General features: G+C 61.1%; 15 protein-coding genes. 11 read left to right on the plus strand and 4 right to left on the minus strand.

All coding sequences use genetic code 11. The features are described 5' to 3' along the window. Positions 1–437 precede the first annotated feature (437 nt). From P1P91_RS02725 to P1P91_RS02745, 5 genes are all read left to right on the plus strand, one after another. Positions 438–2,162, plus strand: a complete 1,725-nt coding sequence (locus P1P91_RS02725; protein WP_311884358.1) for an acetolactate synthase 3 large subunit — start codon at positions 438–440, stop codon at positions 2,160–2,162. Further along, positions 2,162–2,653 carry an acetolactate synthase small subunit gene (gene ilvN, locus P1P91_RS02730; RefSeq protein ID WP_311884359.1) on the plus strand — a complete coding sequence of 164 codons (492 nt, stop codon included), beginning with the start codon at positions 2,162–2,164 and terminating at the stop codon, positions 2,651–2,653. Before P1P91_RS02725 ends, ilvN begins: the two co-directional genes overlap by 1 nt. A 325-nt stretch (positions 2,654–2,978) precedes the next feature. Continuing rightward, on the plus strand, positions 2,979–3,701 hold the full coding sequence (locus P1P91_RS02735; protein WP_311885667.1) for a metal ABC transporter ATP-binding protein: 723 nt from the start codon (positions 2,979–2,981) through the stop codon (positions 3,699–3,701). 15 nt (positions 3,702–3,716) lie between these two features. Continuing rightward, positions 3,717–4,637 (plus strand): metal ABC transporter permease, encoded by a 921-nt coding sequence (locus P1P91_RS02740; RefSeq protein WP_311884360.1) that lies wholly within the window; start codon positions 3,717–3,719, stop codon positions 4,635–4,637. Continuing rightward, positions 4,634–5,587 carry a metal ABC transporter solute-binding protein, Zn/Mn family gene (locus tag P1P91_RS02745; protein WP_311884361.1) on the plus strand — a complete coding sequence of 318 codons (954 nt, stop codon included), beginning with the start codon at positions 4,634–4,636 and terminating at the stop codon, positions 5,585–5,587. The genes P1P91_RS02740 and P1P91_RS02745 overlap by 4 nt, the downstream gene beginning before the upstream one ends. Before the next feature lie 190 nt (positions 5,588–5,777). Here P1P91_RS02745 and recN read toward each other — a convergent pair whose 3' ends face one another. After that, positions 5,778–7,451, minus strand: coding sequence for a DNA repair protein RecN (gene recN, locus P1P91_RS02750; RefSeq protein ID WP_311884362.1), 1,674 nt, complete (start codon positions 7,449–7,451; stop codon positions 5,778–5,780). A 210-nt stretch (positions 7,452–7,661) separates the two neighbouring features. Between recN and grpE the strand changes: the two genes are divergently transcribed. From grpE to P1P91_RS02770, 4 genes are all read left to right on the plus strand, one after another. After that, a complete protein-coding gene (gene grpE, locus P1P91_RS02755) occupies positions 7,662–8,330 on the plus strand; it encodes a nucleotide exchange factor GrpE (RefSeq protein ID WP_311884363.1) in 669 nt (222 codons plus the stop codon). A gap of 152 nt (positions 8,331–8,482) precedes the next feature. Continuing rightward, complete coding sequence (dnaK, locus tag P1P91_RS02760) at positions 8,483–10,414, plus strand: molecular chaperone DnaK (RefSeq protein WP_311884365.1); 1,932 nt, start codon at positions 8,483–8,485, stop codon at positions 10,412–10,414. A gap of 111 nt (positions 10,415–10,525) precedes the next feature. Next, a complete protein-coding gene (gene dnaJ / locus P1P91_RS02765) occupies positions 10,526–11,674 on the plus strand; it encodes a molecular chaperone DnaJ (protein WP_311884366.1) in 1,149 nt (382 codons plus the stop codon). A 58-nt stretch (positions 11,675–11,732) separates the two neighbouring features. Beyond that, the gene (locus P1P91_RS02770; protein ID WP_311884368.1) at positions 11,733–12,641 is read left to right on the plus strand and encodes a DMT family transporter; all 909 of its coding nucleotides are present in this window, start codon (positions 11,733–11,735) and stop codon (positions 12,639–12,641) included. 472 nt (positions 12,642–13,113) lie between these two features. Here the strand turns inward: P1P91_RS02770 and P1P91_RS02775 are convergent, their stop codons facing one another. Next, positions 13,114–14,148, minus strand: coding sequence for an IS110 family RNA-guided transposase (locus P1P91_RS02775; protein WP_311882018.1), 1,035 nt, complete (start codon positions 14,146–14,148; stop codon positions 13,114–13,116). A gap of 188 nt (positions 14,149–14,336) precedes the next feature. Here P1P91_RS02775 and dapB point away from each other — a divergent pair, with 188 nt between their 5' ends. Beyond that, positions 14,337–15,146: a 4-hydroxy-tetrahydrodipicolinate reductase gene (gene dapB, locus P1P91_RS02780; protein ID WP_311884370.1), complete on the plus strand. Its 810-nt coding sequence runs from the start codon at positions 14,337–14,339 to the stop codon at positions 15,144–15,146. Between the two features lie 149 nt (positions 15,147–15,295). Here the strand turns inward: dapB and P1P91_RS02785 are convergent, their stop codons facing one another. Both P1P91_RS02785 and P1P91_RS02790 read right to left on the minus strand, forming a co-directional pair. Continuing rightward, positions 15,296–17,689, minus strand: a complete 2,394-nt coding sequence (locus P1P91_RS02785; RefSeq protein WP_311884371.1) for a DUF2357 domain-containing protein — start codon at positions 17,687–17,689, stop codon at positions 15,296–15,298. A gap of 16 nt (positions 17,690–17,705) precedes the next feature. Continuing rightward, positions 17,706–19,559: an MrcB family domain-containing protein gene (locus tag P1P91_RS02790; RefSeq protein WP_311884372.1), complete on the minus strand. Its 1,854-nt coding sequence runs from the start codon at positions 19,557–19,559 to the stop codon at positions 17,706–17,708. A 459-nt stretch (positions 19,560–20,018) separates the two neighbouring features. On the opposite strand from P1P91_RS02790, the gene carA reads away from it, so the two are divergent. Next, on the plus strand, positions 20,019–21,167 hold the full coding sequence (carA, locus tag P1P91_RS02795) for a glutamine-hydrolyzing carbamoyl-phosphate synthase small subunit (protein ID WP_311885669.1): 1,149 nt from the start codon (positions 20,019–20,021) through the stop codon (positions 21,165–21,167). Positions 21,168–21,191: the final 24 nt, after the last annotated feature.

Below are 21,191 nucleotides of genomic sequence, written 5' to 3' on the forward strand. Positions count from 1 at the left end.
TCCCTATACGCAATGACGCCGCGATAAAGTGTGTGGCAGGAGCCTGAGAAAAGCCCCGAGGCCTATGGCAACGGGGCTTTTTTTCGCCGCTTTCCCGCCGTGGCGGGCCCCGGCGGTTGACAAGCCAGAGCGCTAATGGAATCTTGAGGGTTCCTGATTTGCGGGCGCGGAACCCACGGGCAACCCCCTATCCCCGCGCGAAGGGTAGGCGTCAAGAAGCCTCTACCCGCCGAAGGACTTCCGGGCTTGGGCTGACCGCCCGACCTGGCCAATGCCCCGACGCGGTAAACCGCCGTGAGAGAGTGCAGGCCCTAACCGGGCCACATGCCAGGGTTTGGCATCAGGTGCCGGTGCAACCGGCAGCGGCATACCGCCGCACTCGACATGGTGGGCAACTGCCCGCCGATGGCACTCGAGACCTTCAGGGGAGAAACACTGTGGAACTGCTTTCCGGCGCAGACATGATCGCCCGCTTCTTGCAAGATGAGGGCGTTGAATACATTTACGGCTACCCCGGCGGAGCGGCGCTGCATATCTATGACGCGCTTTTCCGTCAGGAGGAAGTGAAGCACATTCTGGTGCGTCACGAGCAGGCGGCCACCCACGCCGCCGACGGCTATGCCCGGGCATCGGGTCAGCCCGGCACGGTGCTGGTCACCTCCGGCCCCGGCGCTACCAACGCCGTCACCGGCATTGCCACCGCCTACATGGACTCGATTCCCATGGTGGTGCTGTGCGGCCAGGTGGCGAGCCACCTGATCGGCGATGACGCCTTTCAGGAAACCGACATCGTCGGCGTGACCCGGCCGATCGTCAAGCACAGCTTTGCGATCCGCCATCCGTCCGAGATTCCCGAGGTGCTGAAGAAGGCCTACTACCTCGCCTCGACCGGCCGTCCGGGGCCGGTGGTCGTGGATATTCCCAAGGACATGACCGCGCCTACCGAGCGCTACGAGTACGCCTATCCCAGGAAGGTCAGGATGCGCTCGTACAATCCGGTCACCCGGGGCCACACCGGCCAGATCAAAAAGGCCGTGGAGCTGATGCTCAAGGCCCGCCGTCCGGTGTTCTACACCGGTGGCGGCGTGGTCCTGGGCAACGCCGGCGACGGCCTGACCAACCTGGTACAGAAGCTTGGCTACCCGATCACCACCACGCTGATGGGCATGGGCGCCTATCCTCAGAGCGACAGCCAGTGCCTGGGCTGGCTGGGCATGCACGGCTCCTACGAGTCCAACATGGCCATGCACCATGCCGACGTGGTGATTGCCATTGGCGCGCGCTTTGACGATCGGGTGACCAACAACGTCTCCAAGTTCTGCCCCACGGCCAAGATCATCCATGTGGACGTGGACCCGAGCTCGATCTCCAAGACGGTGCACGCCGACGTGCCCATCGTCGGGCCGGCTTCCAGCGTGATCAACGAGATGATCAGCCTCACCCAAAGCAAGGAAATCGCCAACCCCGACGCCCTTGCCGACTGGTGGGAGCAGATCGAGAGCTGGCGCGCCGAACGCGCGGGCAAGCTCTACGAGCCTTCCCGGGAGGGCGAGATCCTGAAGCCTCAGGAGGTCATCGAAGCCGTCTGCGAAAAGACACGCGGCGAGGCGTTTGTCACCACCGACGTTGGCCAGCACCAGATGTTTGCCGCCCAGTACTACCAGTTCGACAAGCCGCGGCGCTTCGTCACCTCCGGCGGGCTTGGCACCATGGGCTTCGGCTTTCCCGCGGCCATGGGCATCAAGCTGAACTATCCCGAAGACGACGTGGTGTGCATTACCGGCGAGGGCAGCTTCCAGATGATGATGCAGGAGCTGTCCACCTGTAAGCAGTACGGCATCGGGGTCAAGATCATCAACCTGAACAACGCCTCGCTGGGCATGGTGCGCCAGTGGCAGGACTTGAACTACAAGTCCCGCCACGCGCACTCCTACGTGGAATCGATGCCCGACTTTCATCTGCTGACCCAGGCCTACGGCTTCACCGCCATCACGGTGAACACCCTGGACGAGCTGGGGCCGGCCCTTGAGCGGGTGTTTGAAGACAAGCACGAGCTGGTGTTCCTGGATGTCAAAGTCGACCCCTTCGAGCACGTCTATCCGATGCAGGTGCCGTTAGGCTCCATGCGTGACATGCTGCTGTCCAAAACGGAGCGTACCTGATGCGTCATATCATCTCGATTCTGATGGAAAACGAACCGGGTGCCCTGTCGCGTGTGGTCGGTCTGTTTTCGCAGCGTAACTTCAACATCGAAACGCTCAACGTCGCGCCCACCGATGACGAGTCGCTGTCGCGGCTGACGGTAACCACCGTCGGCGACGACCGCGTGGTCGAGCAGATCACCAAGCAGCTGAACAAGCTCATCGACGTGGTCAAACTGGTGGATCTGACCGAGGGCAACCACATCGAGCGCGAGCTGATGCTGGTCAAGGTCAAGGCGCTGGGCGCCGCGCGCGACGAGGTCAAGCGCACCGCGGACATCTTCCGCGCCCAGATCGTCGACGTGACGCCGAGTCTCTACACCGTGCAGATCACCGGCGATGCCAGCAAGCTCGATGCCTTCCTCCAGGCCATGGCGCCGGTGGGCATTCTGGAAGTGGCGCGCACCGGCGTCTCCGGCATCGCCCGAGGGGAAAAGGTGCTGACGCTGTAGCAAGCGTCTTAATCCCGGTAAACCCGAAAGGCCGCTTTTAGCGGCCTTTTTTATTGACCGCAAAGGTTTGTCCCAAGCAGCTGTGCGGCAGGCGGGCGACCCGGTCGCGCGACGCCCGCTTCCTGTCTTGCCGGCTGCCATTCCGCGGTTGACGAATACTTGTCTTCGAGCATAAAATTTAGCCTTAGCTAACTAACTTGAACTATGCTGCCTGCTCGCTATTGCCGTGCGTGCCCGTGTACAAAGCGGTCCAAAGATCGTTCGACGCCTGGCGATAGCAACGTCTTGTCCGGCTATAGAGGGCTGGAGCTGGAAGGTTCGACAGATGATATCCATACAAGACCTCACGGTCTCATACGGTAATTACAAAGCTCTGGATGGCATAACGCTGAGTACCGGCAGGGGCCGGCTGGTCGGCGTCATTGGCCCCAACGGGTCCGGCAAGTCCACCTTCATCAAGGCCCTTATGGGGCTTATCCCGCGTGACCATGGCCATATCCGCATACTTGACCGGCCGCTGAAGAAGGTCAGGCACCGGGTTGCCTATGTGCCCCAGCACACGGGCGTCGACTGGGACTTTCCCATCAACGTGGTCAATACCGTCCTGCTCGGCACCTATCCCAGGCTGGGCTACTTTCGCTGGCCCGGCCGCAAGCAGAAGGCGCTGGCAGCCGCCTGCCTGGAAGAGGTGGGGCTGCAGCCTTACGCAAAACGGCAGATCGGCGCCCTGTCCGGTGGGCAGCAGCAGCGGGTCTTTCTGGCTCGGGCGCTAGCCCAGGAGGCCGACCTGTTTTTGCTCGACGAGCCGTTTGTCGGCATCGACGTCGATAGCGAGGCCACCATCATCAAGGTGCTGAAAAGACTCCGCGATGAGGGCAAGACGGTGCTGATTGTGCATCACGATCTGTCTCGGGCAGCCGAGTATTTTGACGATTTGATTCTGCTCAACAAAAAGCTGCTCGCCTACGGCACGGCCGCAGACGTTATCGAGCCGGACCAGCTCTTCCAGGCTTACGAAAGCCAGATCCCCTTCCTGAACGCCAGCTGATACAGGAGCGCCCGCATGACCGTTGTGGAATTCATCAACGACATCGTCCAATACGATTTCGTGCGCAAGGGCCTGTTCGCTTCGATCATGGTCGGGGTGATCTGTGGCGTGCTCGGCTGCTTCATCGTACTCCGGGGGTTGGCGCTCATGGGTGATGCCGTATCGCACGCCATCGTCCCCGGCGTGGCCGTTTCTTTCATCCTGTCGATCAACATCTTCTATGGCGCCGTGGCCGCCGGCGTTCTGGCGGCCCTGGGGATCGGCTACGTCAAGCAACACAGCCGCATCAAGATGGATTCCTCCATCGGCATCGTGTTTACCGCCTTTCTGGCGCTCGGGGTTCTTCTTGTCCGCCATGCCAAAAGCGGCATCAAACTCGACAACCTCATGTTCGGCAGCCTCACCTCCGTGCAGAGCAGCGACATGTGGCTGACGCTGGTCATCGGCGCGGTGGTGCTGCTGACTCTGCTGCTGTTCTACAAGGAGCTGGTGGTATCGACCTTCGATCCCGTCATGGCGGCGGCCTACGGCCTGCCCACCGGGCTTATTCATTATGCCCTCATGGTGCTGCTGACCCTGGTGACCGTGGCCTCGATGCAGACAGTGGGCGTCATTCTGGTGGTCTCGCTGCTGATCATGCCGGCATCAACGGCCTATCTTCTGACCAATCGGCTCAGCATCATGATGCTGTTATCAGCGTTGTTCGGCGTCATGTCCACCCTGGTCGGCCTGTATTACAGCTTCTCCTACGATCTTCAGTCCGGTGCCGTCATCGTGCTTGCCGCCTTCGCCATCTTTGCGCTTGTCTTTTTCCTGGCGCCCGGCCGAGGCGTGCTGTGGCTGGCGATCGGCAAGCTGATGCGCTTGCCGCGGCGGCGAGCATCGAAACGCGATGTCCTCACCCAACTCACCCACAAGGGAGATCCGTCACCGTGAATGTCCACCTACCCATGCGTTACCTCCGCCTGAGCCTGATGGGGCTCACGCTCATCGCCTCCGCAGGCCACGCCGCGGCCAACGAGGGCAAGGTTCAGGCTGTCGGAAGCTTCACCATCGTCTCCGATATCGTGGAGCAGGTCGGGGGAGATCGCGTGGATGTCTACAACATCATCAAGTCCGGTAACGATCCGCACGAATGGGACCCTTCGCCCAGGGATACCAAGAAGACGGCCGATGCCGATGCCGTCTTCTATTTTGGCTGGAACCTGGAAGGTATCGAGGGCGATAGCGCTCGGTATAACTGGGTCAGGAAACTGCTGAGATCGGTCGACAAGGATCCGGACGCCGTTTTCACCCTCTCGGACGGGATCGAGCAAAAAAAGATCGGGATAGTCGAGAAGAACAAGGGCAAGGTCAACCCGCACGCCTTCACCAGCCCCAGAGCCGGCCTCATCATGACGAGGAATGCCCGCGACGCCCTGATCCAGGTCGACCCGGAGCATGCGGAAGACTACAAGGCGAATGCCGCCGCCTTGTCGGACGAGCTGAAATCGCTTGATCAGGCCTACCAGAGAGAGCTTCAGGCGCTGCCCGAAGAAAACCGTGTTCTGTTCACCGGCGAGAGAGCTTTCCAGTATCTGGCCGAGGACTATGGTCTGGAGGAAGGCTTCATCTGGGAGATCGACGGCAGCGACGAGGGCACGCCTGCCCAGATCAAGCGGGCCATCAGGTTCGTCAAAGAACATAATCCGCCGTCCCTGTTCTATGAATACAACGATGACGAGCGGCCGATGAACACGGTTGCCGATGCCACCGGCGTCGAGGTTTCGGGCACGTTGATTTCCGATGATATCGGCGAAGCCGATAGCTATGTGGACTATCTGAAACACAACCTGGAAACCATCGTCGACGGCCTGTCTTCCTCTGGGAGCTCCTCCGTCGAATAACGGCCGCAGCGACAGATGTCGCTTTGGTCGCGCTCGTTTGGCCCGAACAGACTCGTTGCCGTTTGTGGCCATCCTACCCCTCTTCACTCCGGCCCGGCAGGCCCTGGCGGCCTGCTTCGCCCGGCGTAGCCGGCCTCCTGCAAAACCCTTGTGAGTCCACCAGTGTGAGTCAACCAGCGGTGGCGCGCTTTCAATGCGCCGGGCGCTGGCTTGAGTGGAGCATCTCCCGGGCGTGGGCGAGGGTCTGGTCGGAAAGGTTGACCCCGCCGAGCATGCGCGCCAGCTCGCTGACTCGGCCGCCTTCGTCGAGCAGCGCCATTTCGGTACGGGTGGTGTTGCGCCGGGCGCGCTTTTCGATGTGCAGGTGGGCGTGGGCCTGGGCGGCGACCTGGGGCAGGTGAGTGACGGTCATCACCTGGCCGCTGTCCCCCAGCCGGCGCAGCAGCTTGCCGACGATTTCCGCCGTGGCGCCGGATACGCCGACGTCCACCTCGTCAAAGATCAGGCTGGGAATGGTGGAGTGGCTGGCGGCAACCACCTGGATGGCCAGGCTGATGCGCGACAGCTCGCCGCCCGAGGCCACCTTGGCCAGCGGGCGGGCCGGCTGGCCGGGATTGGCGCTGATATGGAACTGCACCCGCTCGAGCCCTTCGGCGGCAGGTCTCTCTCGGGGCTGCAGGACCACGTCGAAATGCGCCTTGTCCATGGCCAGAAACGCCAGCTGCTGCTGGACTTCGTCGGCAAAGGCGGTAGCGGCACGGCGTCGCGCCTCGCCCAGGGCCTTGGCCAGCTGCCGGTAGCGCTCGCCGCGCGCGTTGACCGCCTCGCTCAGAGTGTCCAGATCGTTATCGCCGGCGTCGAGCCGGTCAAGCTCCGCGCGCAGCTCGGCGTGGAGGCCGGGCAGCTCCTCCGGTGCCACCTGGTGCTTGCGGGCGACGCGGTGGGCATCGCTCAGGCGGCCTTCCACGAAGCCGAGCCGCTCGGGGTCAAGCTCGGTGCTGGCGGCCAGGTGGTTGAGCTCGCTGGCGGCTTCTTCCAGCTGAATGCGGGCGTCATCGAGAATGGTCAGGGTGTTGGCCAGCGCGCCGCGGTCGCTGCCCGGCAGATCGCCTAGCCGGCTTTGCGCCTGCTGCAGCAGCGCAAGGGCTCCGCCGTTATCGCTTTCGCAGCAGTCGGCGGCAAACTGCGTGTCGCGCAGAATCTCTTCGGCGTGAGCCAGCGTCTGCTGTTCTTCCTCCAGGCTCGGCAGCTCTTCCTCGGCCAGCGCCAGCTGGTCGAGCTCTTCGACCTGGTAGCGCAGCAGCTGGCGCCGCGCTTCCACTTCGTCTCCCTGATCGCGGAGCCTTTTCAGCCGCCGGCGGGCCTCCTGCCAGTCATGAAAGGCCGCGGCCAGCTCGCCGGCGTCGTCGCCCAGGCCGGCGTAGTTGTCGAGCAGCGCCAGGTGGCTGTCTTCGCGCAGCAGCGCCTGGTGGGCGTGCTGGCCGTGGATCTGGATCAGCCGCTCACCCAGCGCTTTCAGATCGCTGATGGCAGCGGGCTGGCCGTTGATCCACGCCTTGCTGCGCCCGGCAGCGCTCACCACCCGGCGCAGCAAGCACTCATCGCAGGGCAGCTCGCGCTCGGCAAGCCAGGCCCGGGCCGCGGGCAGACGGCTGATGTCGAAGCGGGCGGAGAGGTCGGCACGCTCGCAGCCGTGGCGCACGCTGGCGCTATCGGCGCGGCTCCCCAGGCACAGGCCCAGGGCGCCCAGGAGAATGGATTTGCCCGCCCCGGTTTCTCCGGTGATAGCGGTCATGCCGCCCTGGATGTCGAGCTCCAGACGGTCAACGATGGCGAAATCCTGGATGGCGAGCTGAGTGAGCATGGGACCTCCGGGGGCTGATGGGGTGGTTGCCAGCGCGGGAGATAGCAAAGGTGGATGAACGTTCAGCATTTGGGTTTTTATACAGTAGTTGCACTTGGCTCGCAATACCAGGCGACACGGCACTTGAGATGGCGCACATGATCCCCATATACCGCACAGACCCAAGACGTGAATGGGCTGAATCACAGCCACTATCCTCAGGAGACACCGATGGCTAAAGATCCCCAGACCCCGCTCGACGACGAGCTCGCCCGCCACGACCAGGACGACGCCCAGACACCCGAAGGCGAAGCCGAGGCCCGCGAGGCGGCCGAGAAGGCCGAGCAGCAGCCCGCCGAAGCGGAGCTGGACAGCGTGATCGACGACGAGGGCGACACCGTCAGCACCGAGGCGGAAAGCGACAACCCCGAAGCGGAAATGCTCGCGGCCAGGGTGGAAGAGCTCGAGCAGGAGCTGGCCGATACCAAGGACCAGTCGCTGCGCACCGCGGCCGAGGCGCAGAACGTGCGTCGCCGGGCCGAGCAGGACGCCGAGAAGGCGCGCAAGTTTGCTCTGGAAAAGTTCGTCAAGGAGCTTTTGCCGGTCATCGACAGCCTGGAGAAAGCCCTGGACGCCATGGGTGAAGACGCCACCGAAGCCCACCGCGAAGGCGTTTCCATGACGCTCAAGATGCAGCTGGACGTGCTGGGCAAGTTCGGCGTCGAGCCGGTGGACCCTCACGGCGAGCCGTTTGATCCCCAGCTCCACGAGGCCATGACCATGGTGCCCAATCCGGAGATGGAGCCCAATACGGTGATGGAAGTCATCCAGAAAGGCTATCTGCTCAACGGCCGCCTGGTGCGCCCGGCAATGGTCGTGGTGAGCAAAAAAGCCGAGTGATACGGCTAAAACAGCCCTTGAAATGCTGCCGGCGACCCCCAGATAACACAGCAGCCCGGCGGTAATCGCCAACGCAGAGTTTGGCTGACGCCATTTTTTGTCACGACGCCGCCCACCGCGACGGCGCGTCATCAACAAATTCGAGGTTTCTTATGGGACGCATAATCGGGATTGACCTGGGTACTACCAACTCCTGCCTGTCGGTACTCGACGGCGACAGCCCCAAGGTCATCGAAAACGCTGAAGGCGGCCGCACCACGCCGTCGGTAGTCGCCTACGCTGAAGACGGCGAGATTCTTGTGGGTCAGGCGGCCAAGCGCCAGGCCGTGACCAACCCGGAAAACACCATCTACGCCATCAAGCGTCTGATCGGTCGTCAATATGACGACAAGGTCGTCCAGAAAGACATCAAGATGGTGCCCTACAAGATTGCCAAGGCCGACAACGGCGACGCCTGGGTAGAAGTGAAGGGCAACAAGATGGCGCCGCCCCAGGTCAGCGCGGAAATTCTCAAGAAGATGAAGACCACCGCTGAGGACTATCTGGGCGAAGACGTGACCGAAGCGGTGATCACCGTGCCGGCCTACTTCAACGACAGCCAGCGCCAGGCGACCAAGGACGCCGGCCGCATCGCCGGGCTTGAGGTCAAGCGCATCATCAACGAGCCCACGGCGGCGGCGCTGGCCTACGGCATGGACAAGTCCCGCGGCGACCGCACCATTGCGGTTTACGACCTGGGCGGCGGCACCTTCGACATCTCCATCATCGAGGTGGCTGACGTCGACGGCGAAACCCAGTTCGAGGTGCTGGCCACCAACGGCGACACCTTCCTCGGCGGCGAGGACTTTGACCTGGCGCTGATCAACTACCTGGTCGACCAGTTCAAGTCCGACAGCGGCATGGATCTCTCCGGCGACAACCTGGCCATGCAGCGCCTCAAGGAAGCCGCCGAGAAGGCCAAGATCGAGCTGTCCAGCGCCCAGCAGACCGACGTCAACCTGCCCTACATCACCGCGGACAACACCGGTCCCAAGCACCTCAACGTCAAGGTGACCCGGGCCAAGATGGAAGCGCTGGTGGAAGACCTGGTGGCGCGCTCGCTGGAGCCGTGCAAGACCTCGCTCAAGGATGCCGGCCTGTCCGCGTCCGAGGTCGACGACGTCATTCTCGTGGGCGGCCAGACCCGCATGCCCAAGGTGCAGGAAAAAGTGGCCGAGTTCTTCGGCAAGGACGCCCGCAAGGACGTCAACCCGGACGAAGCCGTGGCCATGGGGGCTGCCATCCAGGGCGGCGTGCTGGGCGGCGACGTCAAGGACGTGCTGCTGCTCGACGTCACGCCGCTGACCCTGGGTATCGAAACCATGGGTGGCGTGATGACGCCGCTGATCGAGAAGAACACCACCATCCCGACGAAGAAGACCCAGACCTTCTCCACCGCGGATGACAACCAGACCGCCGTGACCATCCACGCGGTGCAGGGCGAGCGCAAGCAGGTGTCGCAGAACAAGTCGCTGGGCCGCTTCGACCTGGCCGACATTCCGCCGGCGCCCCGCGGCGTGCCGCAGATCGAAGTCGCCTTCGATCTCGACGCCAACGGCATCCTCAACGTCTCGGCCAAGGACAAGGCCACCGGCAAGGAACAGTCCATCGTCATCAAGGCCTCCAGCGGTCTGACCGACGAAGAGATCGAGCAGATGGTCCAGGACGCCGAGGCCAACGCCGACGAGGACAAGAAGTTCGAAGAGCTGGTGACCCTGCGCAACCAGGCCGACGGCATGATCCACGCCACGCGCAAGACGCTGGAAGAAGCCGGCGACAAGGCCACCGACGACGAGAAGCAGAACATCGAAACGGCGATCAACGAGCTTGAAGAGGCTGTCAAGGGCGACGACGCCGAGGACATCCAGAAGAAGCTCGACGCGCTGACCGAAGCTTCCGGCGGCCTGGCCCAGAAGATGTACGCCGAGCAGGAAGGCCAGCAGGCCGGCGGCGAAGGTGGCGAAGGCGACGCCAACGCCAAGCAGGAAGACGACGTGGTTGACGCCGAGTACGAAGAAGTCAACGACGATCAGAAAAAGCAGTAATGCGCTTTCTGTAAAGGCAGGCGGCGACGCGGGGGGCAACTCCCGCGTTGCTGTTTGCGCAGGCCGTATTCAGCTAACCAGTGCTCAAGCTAACCAGGAGGCGTGGGACGCATGTCCAAACGCGATTATTATGAAGTCCTGGGGGTCGATAAAGGGGCCGATCAGAAAGAGATCAAAAAGGCCTACCGCCGCCTGGCGCAGAAGTATCACCCCGACCGTAACCCGGACGATGACACCGCCGCCGAGAAGTTTCGCGAGGTGTCCGAAGCCTACGAGGTGCTGTCCGACAGCGAAAAGCGCGGCGCCTATGACCAGTTCGGCCACGCCGGCGTGGACGGCCAGGGCGGCGGTTTTGGCGGCGGCGGCTTTGGCGGCGGAGCCGGCGATTTCAGCGACATCTTCGGCGATGTCTTCGGCGACATCTTTGGCGGCGGCGGCCGGCGGCGCGGCCCCAACGCGCCGGCCCGCGGCTCCGATCTGCGCTATAACCTGGAGCTCGACCTCGAGCAGGCCGTGGCCGGCACCAGCGTGGATATCCGCGTGCCGCGCCACATCAACTGCGATCGCTGCGACGGCGACGGCGCCGAGCCGGGCTCCACCAAGGAGACCTGCCCGACCTGTCACGGCATGGGCCAGGTGCGCATGCAGCAGGGCTTCTTTGCCGTGCAGCAGACCTGCCCGACGTGCCACGGCGGCGGCGAGCACATCAAGGTGCCGTGCCACAAGTGTAACGGCGAAGGCCGCGTTCGCGAGACCCGCACGCTGTCGGTGAAGATTCCTGCCGGCGTGGATACCGGCGATCGCATCCGCCTCAACGCCGAAGGCGAAGCCGGCATCAACGGCGGCCCGCCGGGGGATCTGTACGTCCAGGTGGCGATCAAGCCGCACCCCATCTTCGAGCGCGACGGGCGCCACCTGCAGTGCGAAGTGCCGATCAACTTTGTTGACGCCGCACTGGGCGGCGAGCTGGAAGTGCCCACGCTCGAGGGCCGGGTGAAGCTCAAGATTCCGCCCGAGACCCAGACCGGCAAGCTGTTCCGCATGCGCGGCAAGGGCATCAAGCCGGTGCGCGGCGGCGCCCAGGGCGACCTGTTGTGCCGGGTGGTCGTGGAGACCCCGGTCAACCTCAACGAGGAACAGAAAGACCTGCTGGGCAAGCTTCAGGAAAGCCTCAACAGCAGCAACAGCCGCCACCACTCGCCGAAGAAGACCAACTTCTTCGACGGCGTGAAAAAGTTCTTCGAAGACATGAAGCCCTGAAGGTAGCCTGACATGCTACCCTCGCTTGAATGCCGGCACCGGACGTGCCGGCATTTTTTTGCTGACTTTTAGCCGGGAGCTGGTGATGCGCGAACACGCGGGCATGCTGCTGTGGGCCTTTCTGGTCGGGCTTTCTTTTCCGGTGGTGGGCTGGCTGGAGGCGCTGCCCCCGCTCACGCTCACCGCGCTGCGCTTTGCCATTGCCTGCGCCGGACTCTGGTGGCTGGCTCGGCGCTCGGCGGGTTTCTGGCCGGCGTGGCGTACGCTGCCGATCTACGGGGTCATGGGCCTTTGCCTGGCGGGGTTTTTCAGCGCCATGTTCTGGGCGGCCCACCATGCCACGGCGATCTCCATGGCCACGCTCTACGTCACCGTGCCGCTTCTGGCCTACGCCATGGGGCTTGTGCTCGGCGTGGAGCGTCGGGCCTGGCGCATGCCCGCCGTGTTGCTGCTGGGCGCCTGCGGAGCGCTGCTGCTGGCGCTGGCCGAAGCGGTCGTGAAGGGTGGCTCGTTCCGGTTTGGCCGGGGCGAAGCGGTGTTCTTTTTGGGCTGCGTGGCCTCGGCGCTCTACCCGGTCATCAGCAAATGGGGCCTGGCGCGGAAGAAACTCTCGACTTCGGCAGCGGTGCGTACCTTCTGGAGTCTGGCCATGGGCGGCGTACTGATCGGCGCGCTGGGCCTGGCCGTCGAGCCGGTGGGTAAGCTTGCGGCGATGAGCGGCAAGGATGCGCTGGTGCTGGTGTATCTGGGGCTGGGCTCCAGCGCGCTGACGTTCTGGCTGATGCAGCATGCCACCGCCGCGCTGACGCCGGGCGCGGTAACGGCCTACGGCTACCTGGTGCCCTTTGTCTCCATGCTGCTGCTGTTTGCCCAGGCGCCGGGCACGATCAGCTGGATATGGCTACCCGGCAGCCTGTTGGTAGTGCTGACCATTGCGCTGCTCGCCAGCGGCCGCGCCGGGCGCTGAGCAGCTTTTGCTATACTTGGTGCCTTGGCTTACCCGCTTTTATGAGATATCTCAAGCGGTGTAAAAAAGGCGCGACCCTGGCACCGCGGGATGCCTTATAGGGTGGGAGCACCGCAGAACCCCGATATAAACGCAATTCATTGCGCGAATGCGGTGTTGGGGCAGCATCTTCGCGGACTGAAGTCCGCTTATATGGACCCGTCCTGTTGTGCAAGCCAGAAGCAACAACGCATAAGAGTGAGGACTGCACGCTTATATCCGGCCTATTGATGGCACTTGCCGTGCCTGGCCCTGATGGAATACGCGCTCTCTGCTCTGATCTCCCACTCGGCCTCGTGATGGGCCTGCGCACTTTACAGAGTGACAGAAAGCCGGTCTGACCCGTTATGCCATCGAAGCATCTCGCCTGCGCAACCTCGGGGTTGGGTAACTTATCGCATGCTAAGCTATATTCCCTGTTTGTTCGGTATCATCAAGCGGCCTCCTGTGGCTGATAGCGCCGTTCATGGGCCAATAGCGACCAGCAAATCCGCGCCATCTTGTTCGCCAGGGCCACAATGGCCTTGCGTTGCCCAAGACGCGCCGCTAACGAGCAGGCCCAACGGGACAGCCGGTCGGGATGTTCCTGACGTTGGAACTGGCGTAATGCCGCGCGGGCACCGTGCACCAACTGCTTTCGAACCTCGCCATTGCCGCGTTTGGTGATCCCCATCAACTGGTTGCGACCCCCGCTGGAATGCTGGCGTGGCACTAGCCCCAACGAGGCGCTGAACTGACGTCCGTTGGGGAATCGCGCCGGATCGCCCAGATGGCTGAACAACAGCGTCGCATTGATCGGGCCGATGCCGGGCAGACTCATCAGCCGCTGCATGTCATCTGATGCCCTGGCCAGACGCTGCAGACGCTTGTCATAGCGCGCGATCCGGGCATCGTTCTCGAGCCATTGATCGAGCAGGTCGTTCAGCAGGGTGTAGAGTTCTTCCCCCAGCCGTGCCCGTTGCTCGTCCAGCCGCTCACGAATAACGCCCTGGCGTATCACCGCGTGCCCCTGCGACACGATTAGACCAAACTCGCCCAGCAGGCCGCGCAGCTCGTTGCCGACGGCGGTGCGTTCGCGCACTAACCGACTGCGTACTCGGTGCACTGCTTGCAGGGACTGTTGTGCTTCCGTCTTGATCGTCACTCGAGGCGTGGCCGGGCGCGCCGCGGCCTCGGCGATAGCCGCGGCATCGCGCGCATCGTTCTTGTGGCCCAGCACGAAGGGCTTGACCGCCTGCGGTGGCAGTAGCTCGGCCTCATGGCCCAGCGTGCCAATGTCTCTCGCCCAGTAATGAGCGGAGCCGCACGCTTCCATGGCGACGTGGCAAGGCGGAATTTGGGCCAGCGTCAAGCGTAACTTCTCTCGCCGGACTTGCTTGCTGAATACTTTGTGACCGTGCGCATCCACGGCATGCAGTTGAAAAACGTGTTTCGCCAGGTCAATGCCTATAATGCTAATCTGTTTCATGGATGGATCCTCCTTCACCGATGCCGTCAGTGTTCTGTGCACTGCTGGCTAGATGTTATATCCAGCTTGGCACAGAAGGACGGGTCCATCCCATTTCCCACAACCGATTATCGCCAGGGCGAGCCAACTTTTCCGATAAAGTGTGAAGTCCCTTTTTAGCTTACTTTTTTACTTTTGCAGGAGCTTACATGACCCGTATAGCCATTGTCGGCGTCGCCGGCCGCATGGGCCGCACTCTGGTCAACGCCGCGGAGCAGGACGCCGACGCCACCCTGGCGGCCGGCATCGTTCCCCCCGGCAGCTCCCTTGCCGGCGCGGATATCGGCGAGCTTGCCGGGCTGGGCAGCAAAGGCGTCACCGCGGTAGACAGCCTGGCCGCCTGCGCCGACGACTTCGACGTGCTGATCGACTTCACCACGCCCGAGGTCACGCTCGAGAATCTGGCTTTTTGCGCCGAGCACGGCAAGAGCATCGTCATCGGCACCACCGGCCTGAGCGATGACGAAATCGCCACCCTCGACGGCTATCGCGAGCGTGTACCCATGGTGTTTGCGCCCAACATGAGCGTGGGCGTGAACCTGACGCTCAAGCTTTTGGAAACCGCCGCCCGCGCGCTGGGCGACGAAGGCTACGACATCGAGGTGATCGAGTCCCACCACCGCCACAAGGTCGATGCCCCCTCCGGCACCGCGCTGAAGATGGGCGAAACCATGGCCGGGGCTCTGGGCCGAGACCTGAAAGAGCACGGCGTGTTCGAGCGCGTCGGCCAGTGCGGCCCGCGCAGCGACAAGGAAATCGGCTTTGCTACCGTGCGCGCCGGCGACATCGTCGGTGAACACACGGTGATGTTCGCCACCGAAGGCGAGCGCATCGAAATCACCCACAAGGCCTCCAGCCGCATGACCTTCGCCAAGGGCGCGGTGCGCGCCGCCCGCTGGCTCACCGGCAAGCCCAGCGGCCGCTACGGCATGGACGACGTGCTCGACCTGAACGAATAACCCTCGGCGCTGGTATATCCATGGCCCGCACGCCCCGACGCCACGCGCCGGGGCGTTTCGGATAAGCGCGGACAAACCGGCAAGTAGGAGGCCGATTTATCGGGCGACCCGCCGCACAGCGGCGGCGTTATCTGGGAAACCGTCTTTCGTCACGACTGAGCGGCTAAAGCGTCTGGGTAAACGCGTTCCACCTCGCGAAACGTGTCGGCTTTTTCTAGTCGCGATAGCGTGGTGAGCCGCATGGAATTTTGAATAGGGCGGTGGGGCACCTTCTTAATAGGGTGCTGTAACGTGAGCGGTTTGCCCAGCTTGAATAGATAGTACGGTTCGGAGGAGGCTTTAGCTTTTCCCGCTTGTTCTACCGTGAGCTGGTCGCGGGGTACCAGCGTGACTTTTTTAACTGGCCAGAGCTTGTCCAGCTGTTTAGTGGTAGTGTCTTTATCAGAGGTAGTTGCGAGTGCTAAAAAGCGGATCTCTTCGACTACGTGCTGGCGGTATTTGCCTTGGAAAGTGCTTTGCGGCGTGTGATACCATTTTGCCGTACCGTGGGTAAACGCCTTGAGATAGTCTGGCGGTCTACTTTTAGCGCCTGCTACAGCTATGGTCATGATCAAATCTGAATAGCGCGTCTGCTCCATGCCGTAGTGTGGAATGCGCGCGGCTTCTTGTACGAGCAGGTCCTCCCGTGTCATTGGCTGCTCAGCGGTTCCGATCTGCTGGCGTAGAAATTGAGTCAGCCACAGGCAACCTTTGCGGCTATTTAAAGACGGTAGGAGTGCAAAGGCGCCAATGCCAACCTCGCTGAGGGCATAAGCGTAGGGGTTTTGTTCGCTGTATTGATCAAAGTTGCCGGGGTACAGGGCGAAAGCGCCGCATACGGGCCGGCTTTTACTCTGCGCATACGCATTATTTTGACAAGAAAAGCTAATAAGGGCATCGCGATAGCGATGCATCTGGTTAATCGCATCGTCGGGTACGTAATCGGTCGCGTCGACGTCTGCAGTTTCAAAGGTGCTTTTCTCATTTTTGATACGGTATTTGGCGTCAAACACCCACAAAAAGCGTGGCTTTGCCGGCTCGGGAAACGTAATTTCGAGCACGATATCGGGTTTTTGGGCGATAAGATAGGTGCGCGGATTGGTGCCCTCTTGTTGAAATAGCGGCTCGTGGGCTAGTCGGGCAATGGCACCATCCTCGCGGTCGAAAATAAATGCGCCGGCAAAACCATCCTTAAATTGGTACTCATGGGTGCTGCTGGTAAATAATCGAGCTGATGAGCGATGGCGCTCTATAAAACCCAACTCATCAGCCAAAATTTGGCGCAGCGTGAGAAAACACCAAATTTCATAAATTTCGGCGATAGATTTCATCGACACACCGGTCATACCGTCGAAGACGTCTAAGTAACGCTTTAGCTGCTGCCATATGCGGTAAACGGTGCTGTATCCCGGTTTTTGCTGCAGTACAAGTGATGCGTTTTCGGGAAGGCGCGCGGCTTCTACCTCTTTGAGAAAGCTTTGCCTCAGCATCTTATGTAGCGGCTGCTGCCATTGATGAAGTTCATCGAGAAAGCTGGCGGAAATGCGCTGATTATCGGGCGCATTATTATGTTTCTTAAGGCGCCGCTCAAAATCGTATAGCCGCTGTTGGCTAAGTAGCACAATGGAGCGGATAAAACGGTTTTCTGGCGTATTCACACTAAGCCGGCGACTTTCAACGCGGTAGCGTTTATCGATACGGCCGCTGGCTAAATCTTCGCGTGCTCGCTCGGCCAGCTTTTGGGGCAGTCGACCTTTAATACGGTCTGCACGCTGCCAAGTGGAATAGGACTGTAGCCGGCGGTGGGGCGCACGAGCGATAACTTTTAATCCCTGCTCAAACTGTTCGCGTAGCTGCGCGAAATTGGCCAGCCACAGCAAAGGAAAGTTAACGTTCTGACGGCTTTGCACAGCGCCTTGTTGGGTTTTTTCCACTAAACTAAAGCGCCACAGCGGAAAAGTAGCATCAATGGCTGAATACATGACGGCCAAGTCGCTGTGCAGATCCATCTTGGTGGGCAGTACCTCAAAAGAAAAGCTCTGACTATGCGTCGTGCCATTGACTGGCATATATGATAACGGTAATTTAAGCCAGCCTAAATGATTGCCGGTGTAGATGCTGCCCGAGAGCATGGCCGGTATCGGGCCGCGCTTTGCGGTAAAGCGAAAGCCGTTGTTGACCGACGCTAAGCGGTGACACAGCCACGCATCTTGTATTTCGTTAAAGAATATCCATTCAAAGTGATACTGCAGGTTCTCAAAGAACAGCGGTGCACCCAGCGGAAGTTCATTGGCCTGGCCAAGGCAATCAGGCCGGGGCAAGCCCATAATGGACGCTTCCTCCAGTAGCAGCGCGGGAGAGAGCCGCATGGCAGGTGTTGGTGCTTTGTTGTCGGCCGCGCGCTGACTTAAAGTTTTGGCGTAGGTCTGCTGGCGCGAGGCTATATCTTTGCACCAAACGGAAAAGACAAAGTCTTTAGTTTGCAGCCGTAATAGCTCCTGCATGTTATCTCCGCGTGCCTTAAGGCCAGAAGCTGGTAAAGCCGGCATCGTTTAGTCGCTGCTGCATCCATTCCAGCTTCTGCTGGCTGCGGCAAGCAGTCAGTGCGCCGCTGCGATAAAAATCCGGGCGTGTGCTGTTAACACCATCGGCAGTCCAAATATCCACAAGCTGTGTTGCTACGGCGCTGTATAAATTGCTGAGAAGCGAGTCGTTGTCAAACGTTTGTCGCAGCTTTTCGGCATCGCCGTCGATGCGCGGCAGCATTTTCTGCATTAGCACATCGTCCCAGACAGCCTGTAGCGTCACCGTATCTTGGGGCTGCTGACAGGCTACGGCGAGCAAAAGCTCGTTCAGCGTACGGTAGGCAAGCTCAAAAGGTGTGCCGATGAGAGGCGCATTGATGGCTTTAAGAAACTCGATGGTCATCTTGCCGTCAGGATCAGCGGCGCCAAAATAGTCGACGTTTCGGGCGTCAGAGAGGTTAGGGTAGCTCAGCACTTCATGGGTAAAGCCACCCTGAAAGAAGCGGTCGAGATCGTTGGGAAAGAACTCGCCAAAATCCAGCGTCAGCGCCCGATCAATCACTTTGCGCGAGAAGCCGTGGGTGGTTTCATCCATATTGACCGTGCCGGCAACAAGTAGGTTGAGCGGTATGCTGATGCCATCGTCGAGAAAATGCTCCCACAGGTCATTATATTTCTCAGCAGCAAGGCCAAGGTTCTCGCGCAGCTGCTCGGGGGCATCTAGCTCTTGCAGATGGCTGCTTTTTAGCAGCGCATCGCAGGAGTAAACAAAGCTATCACCGTCCCATTGCCAGCGGCGGGTTTCGATGACCGATAAATAGTCGGCGAAATACTGCTCTACCGGGGCCAAGTTCATTTCATCCAGGCACAGCCAGTAAGGCGCAGCTGCATCGAGCGCGGGGCGTTGGCCGGTGGCAACAGGGCGGCCGTTGATGCTTTCAATCTTAATGCCCTGGTCTACCAGCGCCTTCCAGGCGGTGACGATAAAGCGCAGCGTATCGGTGGCTACGTAATGAGCCGCACCGCTAAGACGCGTGGTATAGCCCAGCAGGTCGCTGGGTTCGTGCCAGTCTGGCCGTACGGAAACAAGGCAGTAGTTGTCCATCGAGGGGCCGCCGGTGGCCATGGCCTGCTCACGCACAAAGCGTGATTTTCCGGTGCCGGAAATGCCTGCAAGAAGCACAAATGGCTTGGGCAGCGGTATGCAGCTTGGAGAGGGGGGAGGTGGTGCGTTAGCCGCTGTTGGTTTCATCGCTGTTTGCGTTTCCTTAAGGTAGATAGGCGCTATTTGACGATAAAACGTCAGCATTTCTTGCAGATCTTTTTCTAATGTGGCGTCATCGGGAAGGTTGTCGGCCGCGTAGTACCTGGCAAAGATATTAAACTTTTCGTATGACTTGCCTAGGTTAGTATTAGTGTTGAGCGTGATGTTTCGCCTGCCCCAGTGGTATAGCTCTGGCAGAGTATTGAATATGCTTTCTTTGACTCTTTCGGCTTGAGCCTCTGCAGGCTTCTTACCCAGCTTTTGCGTCGGGGCAGTGGTCCCTTGAATGAGCGATAAAAAAACGCCGGCGCCGTCGGCCTGAAACAGATATACAGGATAGATGCCGTCCTGGGTGGTTTTGGTGATAGCCGGATTCAGGATCGATAGCCAAGCCACATCCGCCCAGTTGCCTGCGCCAACGCTTGGGACGGTTAAATAGCTGCCGTCAAAATCCTTAACGATGCGCTCGATCTCTTGCTTAAACTCTTGCCTAAAAAACGTGGCGATGGGGTGTTGGGTAAACCGCTGCGTTTTAGCGGCTGGCCAGTCTGATAGAATCTTAGCTAGCGTATTTCGTAGGCTCATTTTTTCCTCAATCTCACGCCTTCCCGGTTTGGAGTCGGTCGAGCCGGCTTTAGCTGCATTATCACTGATGTAATCGACTCTGCATACCGACGGGGTACGTCTATCCCCCTAGCCATCTTGCTTTTAATCCTGTAACATCCCTAAGATTTTGGTCGAGTGGTTCATATGCCTGATAAAGGCCGACGCGAGGCGCCTGCGAGAGAAGGCGGGGTAGCGGCGGCGGTCTTCGAGCCGCGCTTGTTGCGCAGGCCGGCCTGGCGGTGAGAGCGGCGCCGCCGCGCCCGGGCCGTTTTGGCGAAGAACAGCAAGCGGGATGAAACCGGTTTATTTCCAATCGGCTTCGTCCCGCTTTTTTACGACCTGACGTTTGCATGCAAACGCCGCACTAAGACGGATGCCGCTGTCGTGACAGGGGTGTTTTCACCAGCCTTGGGAGGACGTGTCTTGAATAACCCCGCATTGAATGAACCCGCGATTCTGGCGCTTGAGGACGGCACCGTGTTCCGCGGCGTGGCCATTGGCGCCGAGGGGCAAACCAGCGGCGAGGTGGTCTTCAATACGGCCATGACCGGCTATCAGGAAATCCTCACCGACCCTTCCTATACCCGCCAGATCGTTACTCTGACCTATCCTCATGTGGGCAACACCGGCGTCAACAGCGACGACGTGGAATCCGGCGCCATTGCCGCGGCCGGCCTGATCATCCGCGATCTGCCGCTGGTGGCGAGCAACTTTCGCTGTGAGCAAAGCCTTGCCGACTATCTGAAAAGTCAGAACGTGCTGGGCATCGCCGAGATAGATACCCGCCGGCTGACGCGCCTTTTGCGCGACAAGGGCGCTCAGAACGGCGCCATTCTTGCCGGCAAGGAAGCCGAGGGCGACGATGCAACAAAGCGCGCTATTGCCGCGGCCAGGGCCTTTCCCGGCCTGGCGGGGATGGACCTGGCCAAGGTGGCGAGCTGCCGGTCGCCCTACGAATGGAGCGAGGGCGAGTGGGTGTCGCCGGGTAAAGGCTATCAGGCCGGCGAGAGCATTGAGCGGCCGTATCACGTGGTGGCCTACGACTACGGCGTCAAGCGCAACATTCTGCGCATGCTGGTATCGCGCGGTTGCCGAGTGACCGTGGTGCCGGCGCAGACGCCGGCCGCCGAGGCGCTGGCGTACAAGCCCGACGGTATCTTTTTGTCCAACGGCCCGGGCGACCCCGAGCCCTGCGACTACGCCATTGAGGCGCTCAGGGAGCTGCTGGAAACCCGCATTCCGCTGTTCGGCATCTGCCTGGGCCACCAGCTGCTGGCGCTGGCCAGCGGCGCGCGCTCGGTGAAGATGAACCACGGCCATCACGGCGCCAATCATCCGGTGCAGGACCTGGCAACCGGGCAGGTGATGATCACCAGCCAGAACCATGGCTTCGCCTCGGACGAAGCCGCCTTGCCGGCTACCTTGCGCCCCACCCATCGGTCGCTGTTTGACGGCACGCTGCAGGGCGTCGAGCGCACCGACTGCCCGGCGTTCAGCTTTCAGGGGCACCCGGAAGCGAGCCCGGGTCCGTGCGACGTGGCGCCGCTGTTCGATCGCTTCATCGCCATGATGCAGGCGCGCCGCTAGGGCCCGCGGCGCCGTGAGCGGCGC

The organism is Halomonas piscis, from assembly GCF_031886125.1.
In the GTDB taxonomy this organism is placed as follows: domain Bacteria; phylum Pseudomonadota; class Gammaproteobacteria; order Pseudomonadales; family Halomonadaceae; genus Vreelandella; species Vreelandella piscis.